A 12,774-nucleotide genomic window follows, 5' to 3' on the forward strand; every position below is an offset into this window, starting at 1 on the left:
CTCGAGCCTCGAGCCTCGAGCTTCGGGCTTCGGGCTTCGGGCTTCGGGCTTCGGGCTTCGATATATTAAAAAGCCTTGTGGTTAACGCTACCAGGTTTTTTAATTTACCCGCACCTCGCAGCCCGTCGCTCGTAACCTTTAAAAAAAACGCGGGTAAACCCGCTGCTACTTAATACAAACAAAAAAGCCGCTGTATTAAACAGCGGCTTTTAATATAATAGTCGTTAATTAAAAACTAGTGTTCTTCATTAACGATATTGAGATTGTACTTAGGTATTTCAACCACTAAGTCTTCATCTCTAATAATTGCTTGGCAACCTAAACGTGACTCTGGTTCTAAACCCCAGGCTTTATCTAGCATGTCGTCTTCTAGGTCGTCACTTTCATCTAATGAGTCAAAACCTTCACGGATCACTAAGTGACAAGTTGTACATGCACATGACTTTTCACAGGCATGAGGAATGCTAATGCCATTTTTAAGCGCGATATCAAGTACCGTTTCGCCAGCGGGCGCTTCTATTGCAGCACCGTCAGGACACAACTCCGGATGGGGAAGAAAAACAATTTGTGGCATTCTAATCTCTCTTATATATTGTCTACTGACTGGCCTGTTAAGGCTTTTTTAATTGATGCATCCATTCTACGCGCGGCAAAATCACTACTCGCATTGTCCATTTTTTCAATGGCTGCTTTAATTTCGCTTGGTTCTTGTGCACTCTCGCGTACTTTTGCAAGTTCGTTTATTTCCACTTTTAGCGCCGCTAGTTGCTCAGGCTCAAGTAAATCGCCATCAGCTGCTAAAGAGGCTTCCATTGCTTCTATTACACGAAGCGCTTCAACTTGTTGCTCTTTAAGCATACGCGCTTGCATGTCGCCTTTAGCGTTACTCATCGACTCTTTAAGCATATTAGCAACTTGGTCGTCAGACAAACCAAACGACGGTTTTACTTGTATTTCTGCTTGAACGCCAGTTGATTTTTCCATGGCTGATACGCTTAGTAAACCATCAGCGTCTACTTTAAAGGTAACGCGAATATGCGCCGCTCCCGCCGCCATAGGTGGAATGCCTTTTAAGCTGAACTTTGCCAGCGATCGACAATCGTCAACCAGTTCACGCTCACCTTGTAATACATGCAACGACATAGCCGTTTGACCATCTTTAAACGTAGTAAATTCTTGCGCTCGTGCAACTGGGATAGTGGTATTGCGTGGAATGATTTTTTCAACCAAGCCACCCATGGTCTCAAGTCCTAGCGACAACGGTAACACATCCAGCAATAACATGTCTGAATCTGGCTTGTTACCAATTAATACGTCTGCTTGTAATGCTGCCCCCAGAGCAACAACACGATCAGGGTCAATTGAAGTGAGTGGTTGTTTATCAAAAAACTCGCCAACTTGAGTACGTACCAACGGCATGCGGGTTGAACCGCCAACCATCACCACTTGTAATACTTCTTGGTTTTCAATACCGGCATCTTTTACTGCACGACGACATGAGCGGAGCGTTTTTTTAACCAGTGGCATAGCCAGCTCGTTAAACTTCTCTCGCGTTACTTCAACCATGTATTTTTCATCGTCAAACTCAAGGCCAACATTTACTTTTTCGTATTGGCTGAGTGCTTCTTTACAGGCTTTGGCTTTATTTATAAATAAACGTAATACCGAAGGAGATAAGCCCGTCACGCCGGTTTCTTGTTTTAAGTAGTCAACTAATAATGAGTCAAAGTCATCACCGCCTAGGCTTGAATCGCCACCAGTGGCCAATACTTCAAACACGCCTTTATTTAAGCGCAGTATAGAAATATCAAATGTTCCGCCACCTAAGTCATAAACGGCAATGATGCCTTCTTGACCTGAGTCTAAACCATAAGCAACCGCAGCAGCAGTTGGCTCGTTTAATAAACGCAGTACATTAATGCCGGCTAGTTCAGCCGCATCTTTAGTGCTTTGGCGTTGTGCATCATCAAAATAGGCTGGTACGGTAATAACCGCGCCTAAAATATCTTGATTACCAAAGCTTTGTTCTGCACGTGCTTTTAGGGCACCTAAAATATGGCTTGATGCTTTTACTGGGCTGATTTCCCCGGCTTCAGTTGCTATCGCAAGTGCGCCGTTATCATCGCAAAATTGATAAGGCAGTTGGCCATAGCTTTGTTCTATTTCGGCTTGGGTTTTACCTAAAAAGCGCTTAACTGAAATAAGTGTATTAACCGGATCGAGTGTAGCTGCTTGCATCGCGTCTGCACCCACGGTTATGCCACCAGCTTGGTAACGCACTACAGACGGCAACATTGCTTCGCCTGACTCATCTGTAATAGTACGAGCTTCGCCGCTTTGTACGGTTGCCACTAATGAATTCGTGGTACCTAAGTCAATTCCAATTGCTAATTTATGTTCATGTGGTGCCGCGCTCTGCCCCGGCTCAGCAATTTGCAATAATGCCATAATGCTCTTTAAACTCGTGTTGCTCGCTTTGCAGCAAGTGAATTAATCGTCAAATAAACTGTCTTCAATGCGTTCAAGTTCGTCGCGTAACTTATAAACAAACTTTAGTTTACGGATACTGTCTGCTGCTTGTTGATATTGCTGCTCATCGTTACTTGCTAACTGCTCTGCCAATTGCGCACTGTATTGCTGATCAAGCTGCTTTATTTGTTTTTCAAAATGATCAATAGCAGAATCAGGATCGCTTGCGCTCGCTAACTCTTCAAGTTCTTCGCGAAGCTCCATTTGCTGCATTAAAAACATGGGATCTTGCAATGTTTGCTGCTCAGCACGAATATCTACGCCCAGCTCGCTCAGCATATATTCTGCACGTTTAACGGGGTGCTTGAGTGTTTGCAGTGCATCATTAATTTCGGCAGTACTTTGTACGGCCATTAATTTATCACGACTGCTAGCATTAGCATGGCGATCAGGGTGAACAGCACGTTGAAGTTCTAAGTAGTGCTTGTTAATCGTTGCTAAATCAATATTGTAGTCAACGGGAATTGCAAATAACTCAAAATAACGCATAACTTCTCACAAATGACAAAGCCCTACATTAATTGGCAGGGCTTAGTTATACCCAAGTAGCTTAGGTATTCAAAACAAGTTTGAGCTTAAACGGTAAAGCTTTCGCCACAACCACACTCATCAGCTTGATTAGGGTTGTTAAATTTAAACCCTTCATTTAAGCCTTCTTTTGTGTAGTCGAGCTCAGTGCCGTCGATATAAACTAAGCTTTTAGCGTCGACAATTAAGGTAACGCCTTTAGCCGCAAATGTTTCATCATCATCGTTTAGCTCATCAACAAACTCTAATACATAAGCAAGACCTGAACAGCCCGTCGTTTTAATGCCAACTCGCAGGCCTATGCCTTTACCACGGTTTGCTAAAAATGATTGTACGCGGTTTGCTGCCGCATCTGTCAATGTCACTGCCATGAATATCTCTTAGTTTGTATGTTTGCTTTTGTAATCTGCAATTGCTGCTTGAATTGCATCTTCTGCTAAAATTGAACAGTGAATTTTCACTGGTGGTAATTCTAGCTCTGCGCTGATATCGGTATTTTTGATAGTAGACGCTTCGTCTAGTGTTTTGCCTTTAACCCACTCTGTTACCAGTGAAGATGAAGCAATTGCACTACCACAGCCATACGTTTTGAATTTTGCATCTTCAATCACGCCTTCTGCAGACACTTTAATTTGCAGTTTCATTACGTCACCACATGCTGGTGCGCCTACCATACCCGTTGCCACTGACGGATCGTTTTTATCTAGAGCACCTACGTTACGTGGGTTTTCTACGTGGTCGATTACTTTATCACTGTAAGCCATAATTCTATCCTCACTACCTGCTAGGTATGGGCTCCACTAATTAGTGGTGCGCCCATTCAACTGAATCTAAATCAACACCTTCTTGGTGCATTTCCCAAAGAGGAGACATTTCACGTAAACGGCCAATCGAGTTTTTCATTAACTCAACGGTGTAATCAATCTCTTCTTCGGTCGTAAAACGGCCAATACTAAAACGAATTGAACTATGTGCTAATTCGTCGTTGCGACCTAATGCACGCAATACATAAGAAGGTTCTAAACTTGCAGATGTACAGGCTGAACCTGACGATACCGCAATATCTTTAACGGCCATTAGTAACGACTCACCTTCAACAAAGTTAAAGCTGATATTAACAATACCAGGTACTGATTGGTCTTGTGTGCCGTTAAAGTACACTTCGTCCATATCTGTTAAAATGCCGTCGATTAGGCGTTTACGTAACGCACTGATGTGTGCGTGATCTTTTTCAAAATCTTGTTTTGCAATTCTAAATGCTGCGCCCATACCTACTAACTGATGGGTCGCTAATGTACCAGAACGCATACCACGTTCATGACCGCCACCGTGCATTTGTGCTTCTAAACGTGCACGTGGTTTACGACGAACATACAAAGCACCTACGCCTTTAGGGCCGTATACTTTGTGCGCCGAGAATGACATGAAATCTACTTTGGTTTGTTGCACATCGATTAAAACTTTACCTGCGCTTTGTGCTGCATCTACGTGGAACATAATTTTACGTTCGCGACACATTTCACCAATAGTGTTGATGTCTTGGATTACACCTAGCTCGTTATTTACATGCATAATGCTTACAAGCACAGTGTCGTCACGCATCGTATCTGCTAATTTTTGCAGATCAAGTAGGCCGTTTTCTTCAACGTCCATATAAGTTACTTCAAACCCTTGACGCTCAAGCTCACGACATGTGTCGATAACTGCTTTGTGTTCAGTTTTAGCGGTAATAACATGCTTACCTTTTTTCTTGTAAAACTGAGCCGCACCTTTAATAGCAAGGTTATTTGATTCTGTTGCACCCGATGTGAATACAATTTCACGTGGGTCTGCATTAATTAAATCGGCAATGTCCGTACGTGCTTGGTCAACGACTTCTTCAGCTTGCCAACCAAAACGGTGTGAACGCGATGCTGGATTACCAAAATTACCGTCCATAGTCAGGCACTGCATCATTTCTTTGGCAACTCGTTCGTCAACGGGCGTAGTTGCTGCGTAATCTAAATAAATCGGTAACTTCATTTCTCTCTCCGCTGCAGGTCAACCTTAAAGTTGACAGCTTACTTGAATATTTTCCAACTGCTTAATTGCATCATTAACGCTGTTTTCTTGGCGAAGAGCGACCGCTTTAACGTCCGACTTTTCAACCAATTCAGCTAAGGTAATATTATTTAAAAATTCTTCAATTCGTGCGCTTAAGTCTGACCACAATGTATGGGTTAAACAACGCATGCCACTTTGACAACCAGTATTGCTTCGCTGACACCGAGTAGCGTCAACAGATTCATCTACCGCATTGATAACATCGCCAACTGAAATTACATCCGCCTCACGTCCTAGTAAATAGCCCCCACCAGGACCTCGAACAGAACTCACTAGCCCATTTTTACGTAAACGGGCAAATAACTGCTCAAGATAAGACAAAGAAATTTCTTGGCGCTGCGAAATATCTGCAAGCGCTACAGGGCCTATATTTGCATGTAGTGCAACATCCAGCATGGCTGTAACGGCATATCTGCCTTTTGATGTTAACTTCATAACGCCCCCCGCACAAAAGAGTGCAAATTTTAATTACCAGAGTAGATTAGTCAAGTATTATCCTGATTGGCTAGCCTCAAACGGCAACCGATAAACTTGTAATACCCGACTGTTTTGGTCAAGTATTGGGTCTATTGTAATTACCTGAGTAATTTAGTCAAGTATTAGTGGAGTAATAAAGGGCGCTATTTATAACTAATTGCTATTTTATAGACTTATTAATTGAGGTAAGAATACCTCGTAATATGTTCATTTCAGCATCTTCAGGGCGAGCACGATTAAACAAGCGACGTAGCTTAGTCATTACCATGCCTGGGTGCTGCTTAATGATGAAGCCTGTTTTAAACAAGGTGTCTTCAAGATGTTCGTAAAACAGCTCTGTTTGTTTAGACGATGGATATAGGGTTTCGTCTTCTTCTTGTTCCGCTTTAGGCTGTTGATTTAAAAACGCCATACGCGTTTCATAGCATAAGGTTTGTACTGCCATGGCTAAATTTAGCGAGCTGTATTCTGGGTTAGCAGGAATACATACATGGTAATTACACAATTGTAATTCTTCGTTTGTTAAGCCACTGTTTTCACGACCAAATACAAGTGCTACAGGGCCATTTACAGCTTCGCCAACAAGCTTTTCACCACATTCACGCGGCTCAACCATAGGCCACGATAATGTACGCGAGCGAGCACTAGTACCGATAGTTAATGCACAATCAGCAATGGCATCAGCAACCGTATCAACAACAACAGCATTACCAAGTACATCTGTAGCACCTGCAGCCAGTGCGCTGGCATGGCTATCTATTTCACAGGCAGGATCTACAAGGTATAACTTTGATAATCCCATGGTTTTCATGGCACGTGCCGCAGAACCAATATTGCCAGAATGTGATGTGTTTACTAAAACGATGCGGATATCATCTAAGATCATTACAGTGCTACTTATCGAGTACAAAAAAATTGCGCAAATTCTAGCATGAAAACGCGCTGAGATCCTATATTCAATAGTCGAGATCTAAAAGATCAGTTCGGGGTCAGCGGTCAGCGGTCAGCGGTCAGGTAGTAAAATTAAACACCGAGCCTTATGCAAGCCCAGTTTTTATATTATAGGTGAGAGTTTACCTCGCGCACTTTCACAACATGTCAAACTACCTGCGCGGCGTAAAGCCCCGCCTACGTTTAACCCAAACACCGTACTTGGCTTAATCTTTTGCTGACAACTGACAGCTGAAGACTAAAAACTGGTCTTTAACCTAAACCATCGCGGCTTTTACATACACATCAAAGCGGTTCTTCTTGGTTTTGATTTGCATACTCGGGGTTTTATCATTTAAAAATGGTGCATAATCGGGGCGTTTCACTACTACACGCTTACTGGCAAGAGGGTAAGCAAAATCGAGTAAATCATCGGCGTCGGTATCGCCACCCACTAACTCTTGGAATACCCGCATTTCTTTTTTAACCAGCGCTGATTTTTCACGGTGCGGGAACATTGGATCAAGGTAAACCACATCGGGCATGCTGTCACATTGAGCAAGTAAAGTATGGCTTGAGCCAAAGATAAGGCTCATATTTTGCTGCATCCATGGGCCAATTTCACTATCGTTATAAGCACGTTGTAAGCCATCATATAACAGTGCAGCAACCACGGGATGGCGCTCATGTAAAATTACTTTACAGCCTAATGAGGCTAACACAAAACCATCACGCCCAAGGCCTGCTGTGGCATCGAGTACCACTGGCGTTGCGCCCTTGTTAAGACCAACTGCTTTGGCAATTGATTGCCCTTTACCACCACCAAATTTACGCCTATGTGCAACGGCACCAGTTACAAAGTCTACGTTAATAGCACCTAATTTTGGCTCGTCAGTTTTATACAAGCTTAGTCCTTTATCATCGTAATGCAAGCTAAAACCACTGCTTTGCTCTGCCCATTGAGCAAGCCCAAAGCGTGCTTCTAACTCATTTAAATAAGGTCGACACTCTTTAAACGCACACTGTATAACCACTTCACACTCCGATGATAAATTTCACCGTTATTATACCCAAACAAAGCCAATATACGATCTCTAGTTTAAAACAACTCAATATCGTTATTTTCACTCTCAGGTTCTGGCTGCGTTTGTTGTTTACTTAGTTGTGTTTGAGTAATTAAGTCATCACGCTGTTGAGTGGTTGTTTTTAGTTGGTGCTTAATAAAGGCTAAATCATTAGTGGTTGCAACCAGCTGCTGTGATGTATGACTAAGCTGAGTTATTTGCTCATTAAATTGCGAAGCTGGTATCTCGTTGTGTGTTTGCATTAGCGATTGGAGTTGCTCAAGCTGCTCTGTAAGCTGGCTAATTGCACTCGTTTGCATGGCGTTTTGATTTTTAAGCTGGGCAACTATATCTTTAAAAGCAAGGGTTAGCTCATTGTCGCGCATTAGTCGATATTGGTGCTGCTGTATAGTCACTACTTTTTCGTTAGTTACTTCTAAAATATGCGGAAATAAATCTTTATAGCGGCCATAAAGTGATGGCGTATCTACAGGCATATTTTTAATTAATAGTGAAATATTAGGGTAATTAATAATAGTACTATGACCAATATCAACAAAGCGTTCTGCATTTTTATGCTGTATGAGTAGCTCTTGCTCTAATGGGCATACGCCTGTTTCTTGGCTATAAAACATTCCCTGGTTATTTTGCCAAAAAACAACCACGACATTGAGGTGTAATGGAGTAAAAAACCCTAAAAAGTATTCACTTAATAATTCTAAATTATCGGCATGATAGCTTTGACAGACAAAACGCATAATGCGCCCCATGTCACCGGTCTCAATCATCGCCATTTCAGCTGTTTTATTGGCCTTTGCTATATCATACTGCAGTGTTGCACACTGCTTGCGATACTGGTAAAGAATTTTAATGCGTGCCATCAGCTCCTGTGCGTTAAAAGGCTTCAAAATGTAGTCAGCCCCGCCAACACTAAACCCTTTAATACGTTCAGCTTGCCCCACTTTGGATGATAAAAACATTACCGGAATATCTGTTGTGGCTTTATTTTGTTTAATAGTTTGGCAAACCTCATAACCAGACATGCCCGGCATTTCAACATCAAGCAAAATAATATCGGGGTTATATTTAATCGCTTGTCTTATGCCATCTTCACCATTTTTGGCGTGGATCACTTTGCAAAACCCAGCTAAAGATTCTTCAATAATATGGTGCATTAATTTATCGTCATCAATTGCCAGTATTAACTTTGCCATGCGTTAGTCCCTTTTAGTACTTTGTTCAAAGCATAGTACGCCATGTTAAAACTACTAAAATTTATTCAAAATATTCTTTAACAGCACTGTGTTTTAGGCAATAAAAAAGCGCCTCTGGGGCGCTTTTGTAATTATATTTTAATCCGCAAAGGTCAACAGCCCCTAAGCGGCGATGCCGCTGTGGCGCAGTAGTGCATCTACACTTGGCTCACGACCACGGAAGTTTTTAAACAGTGCCATTGGCTCTTCGCTGCCGCCTTTTTCAAGAATGTGCTGCATAAACGCTTGGCCAGTTTGTGGATTAAAAATCCCCTCTTCTTCAAATTTAGAGTAGGCGTCTGCCGAAAGTACTTCAGCCCATTTATACGAGTAATAGCCTGCACTGTAACCGCCCGCAAAAATATGACTAAAGCCATGCTGAAAACGGTTAAACGCTGGCGGCTTAATGACTGAGGTACGACTGCGTACATCATCAAGTACAGCTTGAATGTTACATGGTTTGTCTGCCACGTAGTCATGGTGAATTTTAAAGTCGAATAACGAGAACTCAAGTTGTCTTAGCATTTGCATACCTGAGTTGTAATTTTTAGCGGCCAATAGTTTATCTAGTAGCTCTTTTGGTAATGGCTCACCGGTTTCGAAGTGGCCTGAAATAAAGCTTAGGGCTTCTTCCTCGTAACACCAGTTTTCTAAAAACTGACTTGGCAATTCAACGGCATCCCATGCCACACCATTAATACCAGCAACAGGCGCTGCATCTACTTGAGTTAACATGTGGTGAATGCCGTGACCAAACTCATGGAACAGTGTGGTTACTTCATTATGGGTAAACAAAGCAGGCTTATCGCCAATCGCTTTATTAAAGTTACATACTAAGTAAGCAACTGGTGTTTGAAGTTCACCATTAGCACGCACTTTACGACCCATACAGTCATCCATCCACGCACCACCACGCTTGTGGTCACGGGCGTATAAATCTAAGTAGAAACGACCACGTAAAGTATTTTTGCTATCGTAAATTTCAAAAAAGCGCACATCTTTATGGTAAGTATCGATGTCTTTTTGCTCTTTAACTGTAATACCAAATAAGCGGTTAACCGTTTCAAACAAACCACTAAGCACTTTATCGGCAGGGAAGTATGGGCGTAATACTTCATCTGAAATCGCGTATTTTTCTTGCTTTAGCTTTTCGCTGTAATAACCAAAGTCCCATGCCTGTAGTTCACTAATACCGTGCTGTTGCTCTGCATATTGTTGCAACTCTTTAAGCTCTTGCTCTGCTTGTGGCTTAGATTTAGCGGCTAAATCTTCTAAAAATGAAAATACCTGTGCAGGTGATTCTGCCATTTTTGTAGCTAACGATTTTTCGGCGTAATTATTAAAGCCTAGTAATTGTGCTAACTCATGACGTAGTGCCAGTTCTTCACTCATTATCGCTGAGTTATCGAACTCTCCTGCATTTGGCCCTTGATCGGATGCACGAGTAGAAAACGCGGTGTATGTTTCTTTGCGAAGTTCACGGTCGTCTGCGTAAGTCATTATAGGTAAGTAAGAAGGGAAATCGAGAGTGAATACCCAGCCTTCTAAGTCTTTACTTTTTGCTGTATCGGCCGCTAATGCCAGTGCTGACTCTGGTAAACCCGCTAGTTGGCTTTCATCGGTAATATGCTTATGCCATGCAAGCGTGGCATCCATCACATTATTACCAAATTTTGAAGCAAGCTCTGATAAACGCGCACTAATTTCACCGTAGCGTTTTTGCTGCTCAGGATTTAGTGCAATGCCTGAAAGCTTAAAGTCACGCAATGCGTTGGTAACGGTTTTTTGCTGAGCGGTAGTGAGTGTTTTAAATTCATCGCTATTATAAAGCGCGCTGTAAGCCTCATATAAGCCTTGGTGTTGGCCAACAAAAGTAGAATATTCAGAAATAAGCGGTAAACACTGCTCATAAGCTTCGCGAAGTTCATCGTTGTTCATCACCGAGTTTAAATGTGATACCGGTGAAAATAATCGCGATAGTTTATCGTCAGCTTCTTCAAGGGGTAATACTAAATCATTCCAGGTGTATGATTGCTTTGCTAATACATCATCAATTGCACTGCGACAGTGCTCAATACCTTTTTTTAGTGCCGGGACAACATGCTCTGGCTTTATTTTTGAAAAAGGCGGTAAACCTTCAAGCCCGATTAGGGGATTTGTTTGTGCATTGCTCATAGTCATTCTCAGTTTGTGCAAATATAAAAATGAAGTTGGGGCAAAATACGTAAATACAAGGGGAAGTGTTCAGCTCTTAGCTTAATATACGCTCGACTAATAATACCTTGATCTTAACTAGCTTGATTTTCGTTTGATGGTAGAGATTTTAGCAAACCTGAACAAGTGACTTGTTCATCGCATATGATATTATCGGTAAAACATTGTTAAACACATTTAGAGGATTAAACATGGCTCAGCATTTTGATTACATTGCAATTGGTGGCGGTAGTGGTGGTATTGCATCAGCTAACCGTGCAGCAATGCGTGGCGCAAAAGTAGCACTTATTGAAGCAAAACACATGGGTGGCACCTGCGTAAACGTAGGGTGTGTTCCTAAAAAAGTAATGTGGCACGGTGCTCAAGTTGCTGAAGCAATTAATCTTTATGCTCCTGATTACGGTTTTGATGTTGAAGTTAAAGGCTTTGATTGGTCAAAACTAGTAGAAAGCCGTGAAGCCTATATTGGCCGTATTCACAAAGGCTATGATAATGGTTTAGCTAAAAATGGCGTAACTGTGATCAAAGGTTTTGCAAAGTTTGTTGATAGTAAAACCGTTGAAGTAGATGGCGAACACTATACTGCCGATCACATTTTAGTTGCCGTTGGTGGCCGCCCTACTATTCCTAATATTCCAGGTGCTGAACACGGTATTGATTCAAACGGCTTTTTTGAGCTGAACGAACAACCTAAACGTGTTGCCGTTGTTGGTGCCGGTTATATTGCCGTAGAAATTGCCGGTGTGCTGCACAGCTTAGGTACACAAACTCACTTATTTGTTCGTAAGAGCAAGCCTCTGCGTACTTTTGACCCATACATTATCGACACACTGGTTGATATTATGGCAAAAGAAGGCCCTACTCTGCACACTGAGTGTTCACCAAAAGAAGTGGTAAAAGAGGCTGATGGCAGCTTAACGATTCATTTTGAGAATGGTTACAGCGAAAATGTTGATCAGGTTATTTGGGCTATAGGCCGCACGCCAACAACCGATAAAATTAACCTTGCTGCAGCAGGCGTAGAAGTAAACGAAAGCGGTTATGTAAAAGTAGATGAATACCAAAACACCACAGCTGAAAATGTATACGCTGTGGGTGATATTATCGAAAATGGTATTGAGCTTACACCGGTTGCTGTTAAAGCGGGTCGTACTCTATCGGAGCGTTTATTTAATAAAGAATTGCCGAACGATTTAAAAATGGACTACAGCCTAGTACCAACCGTAGTATTTAGCCACCCACCTATCGGCACAATTGGTTTAACTGAGCAAGAAGCTATTTCTCAGTACGGCGGCGAAAATGTCAAAGTATATAAATCAAGCTTTGCGGCTATGTATACCGCAGTTACTCAGCACCGCCAAGCCTGTAATATGATGTTAGTGTGTGCTGGTGATGATGAAAAAGTTGTGGGCTTACACGGTATTGGTTTTACCGTTGATGAAATGATTCAGGGTTTTGCAGTCGCCATGAAAATGGGCGCGACTAAGGCCGATTTTGATGCGGTAGTCGCACTACACCCGACGGGTTCGGAAGAGTTTGTCACCATGAGATAAGCTCGAGGTTCGAGGTTCGAGGTTCGAGGTTCGAGAAATAAAAAAACCTTGCGGTTAACATCGCAAGGTTTTTTTATTTAGAAGTTAGATGTTTTTCTAGAGACCCGCAGCACGTCGCCCGCT

At 42.2% G+C, this 12,774-nt stretch carries 12 protein-coding genes; 1 reads left to right on the forward strand and 11 read right to left on the reverse strand.

All coding sequences use genetic code 11. The features are described from left to right. Positions 1 to 235 precede the first annotated feature (235 nt). The 11 genes from fdx to prlC all read right to left on the reverse strand — a co-directional run bounded on the left by fdx (position 236) and on the right by prlC (position 11,059). A complete protein-coding gene (fdx, locus tag CWB78_RS17880) occupies positions 236 to 574 on the reverse strand; it encodes an ISC system 2Fe-2S type ferredoxin (protein WP_008113929.1) in 339 nt (112 codons plus the stop codon). Positions 575 to 585: 11 nt separating this feature from the next. Beyond that, a complete protein-coding gene (gene hscA / locus CWB78_RS17885; RefSeq protein WP_055013455.1) occupies positions 586 to 2,448 on the reverse strand; it encodes a Fe-S protein assembly chaperone HscA in 1,863 nt (620 codons plus the stop codon). A 42-nt stretch (positions 2,449 to 2,490) separates the two neighbouring features. Next, the gene (hscB, locus tag CWB78_RS17890) at positions 2,491 to 3,018 is read right to left on the reverse strand and encodes a co-chaperone HscB (RefSeq protein ID WP_054202355.1); all 528 of its coding nucleotides are present in this window, start codon (positions 3,016 to 3,018) and stop codon (positions 2,491 to 2,493) included. Positions 3,019 to 3,104: 86 nt separating this feature from the next. Further along, positions 3,105 to 3,428, reverse strand: a complete 324-nt coding sequence (iscA, locus tag CWB78_RS17895; protein WP_008113924.1) for an iron-sulfur cluster assembly protein IscA — start codon at positions 3,426 to 3,428, stop codon at positions 3,105 to 3,107. Positions 3,429 to 3,437: 9 nt separating this feature from the next. Next, a complete protein-coding gene (gene iscU, locus CWB78_RS17900; protein WP_054202356.1) occupies positions 3,438 to 3,821 on the reverse strand; it encodes a Fe-S cluster assembly scaffold IscU in 384 nt (127 codons plus the stop codon). Between the two features lie 40 nt (positions 3,822 to 3,861). Then, positions 3,862 to 5,079: an IscS subfamily cysteine desulfurase gene (locus CWB78_RS17905; protein ID WP_008113922.1), complete on the reverse strand. Its 1,218-nt coding sequence runs from the start codon at positions 5,077 to 5,079 to the stop codon at positions 3,862 to 3,864. A gap of 24 nt (positions 5,080 to 5,103) precedes the next feature. Continuing rightward, positions 5,104 to 5,595 (reverse strand): Fe-S cluster assembly transcriptional regulator IscR, encoded by a 492-nt coding sequence (gene iscR / locus CWB78_RS17910; protein WP_008113921.1) that lies wholly within the window; start codon positions 5,593 to 5,595, stop codon positions 5,104 to 5,106. A gap of 202 nt (positions 5,596 to 5,797) precedes the next feature. Then, positions 5,798 to 6,523, reverse strand: coding sequence for a tRNA (cytosine(32)/uridine(32)-2'-O)-methyltransferase TrmJ (gene trmJ / locus CWB78_RS17915; protein WP_054202357.1), 726 nt, complete (start codon positions 6,521 to 6,523; stop codon positions 5,798 to 5,800). 322 nt (positions 6,524 to 6,845) lie between these two features. Beyond that, a complete protein-coding gene (locus CWB78_RS17920) occupies positions 6,846 to 7,601 on the reverse strand; it encodes a class I SAM-dependent methyltransferase (protein WP_008467222.1) in 756 nt (251 codons plus the stop codon). A gap of 65 nt (positions 7,602 to 7,666) precedes the next feature. Continuing rightward, a complete protein-coding gene (locus CWB78_RS17925) occupies positions 7,667 to 8,845 on the reverse strand; it encodes a response regulator (RefSeq protein WP_138596773.1) in 1,179 nt (392 codons plus the stop codon). A gap of 162 nt (positions 8,846 to 9,007) precedes the next feature. Continuing rightward, complete coding sequence (gene prlC / locus CWB78_RS17930) at positions 9,008 to 11,059, reverse strand: oligopeptidase A (protein ID WP_138596775.1); 2,052 nt, start codon at positions 11,057 to 11,059, stop codon at positions 9,008 to 9,010. Between the two features lie 230 nt (positions 11,060 to 11,289). Here prlC and gorA point away from each other — a divergent pair, with 230 nt between their 5' ends. Further along, complete coding sequence (gene gorA, locus CWB78_RS17935) at positions 11,290 to 12,651, forward strand: glutathione-disulfide reductase (RefSeq protein ID WP_055013344.1); 1,362 nt, start codon at positions 11,290 to 11,292, stop codon at positions 12,649 to 12,651. Positions 12,652 to 12,774 lie beyond the last annotated feature (123 nt).

It is taken from the genome of Pseudoalteromonas sp. S1612, assembly GCF_005887175.1.
GTDB classification, from domain to species: domain Bacteria; phylum Pseudomonadota; class Gammaproteobacteria; order Enterobacterales; family Alteromonadaceae; genus Pseudoalteromonas; species Pseudoalteromonas undina.

What these genes read in the sequence shown, in the direction of transcription:
- gorA (WP_055013344.1), top strand. Translation starts at nt 11,290, where the DNA reads ATGGCTCAGCATTTTGATTACATTGCAATTGGTGGCGGTAGTGGTGGT.
- trmJ (WP_054202357.1), bottom strand. Translation starts at nt 6,523, where the DNA reads ATGATCTTAGATGATATCCGCATCGTTTTAGTAAACACATCACATTCT.
- CWB78_RS17925 (WP_138596773.1), bottom strand. Translation starts at nt 8,845, where the DNA reads ATGGCAAAGTTAATACTGGCAATTGATGACGATAAATTAATGCACCAT.
- iscR (WP_008113921.1), bottom strand. Translation starts at nt 5,595, where the DNA reads ATGAAGTTAACATCAAAAGGCAGATATGCCGTTACAGCCATGCTGGAT.
- prlC (WP_138596775.1), bottom strand. Translation starts at nt 11,059, where the DNA reads ATGAGCAATGCACAAACAAATCCCCTAATCGGGCTTGAAGGTTTACCG.
- fdx (WP_008113929.1), bottom strand. Translation starts at nt 574, where the DNA reads ATGCCACAAATTGTTTTTCTTCCCCATCCGGAGTTGTGTCCTGACGGT.
- iscA (WP_008113924.1), bottom strand. Translation starts at nt 3,428, where the DNA reads ATGGCAGTGACATTGACAGATGCGGCAGCAAACCGCGTACAATCATTT.
- hscB (WP_054202355.1), bottom strand. Translation starts at nt 3,018, where the DNA reads ATGCGTTATTTTGAGTTATTTGCAATTCCCGTTGACTACAATATTGAT.
- hscA (WP_055013455.1), bottom strand. Translation starts at nt 2,448, where the DNA reads ATGGCATTATTGCAAATTGCTGAGCCGGGGCAGAGCGCGGCACCACAT.
- iscU (WP_054202356.1), bottom strand. Translation starts at nt 3,821, where the DNA reads ATGGCTTACAGTGATAAAGTAATCGACCACGTAGAAAACCCACGTAAC.
- CWB78_RS17905 (WP_008113922.1), bottom strand. Translation starts at nt 5,079, where the DNA reads ATGAAGTTACCGATTTATTTAGATTACGCAGCAACTACGCCCGTTGAC.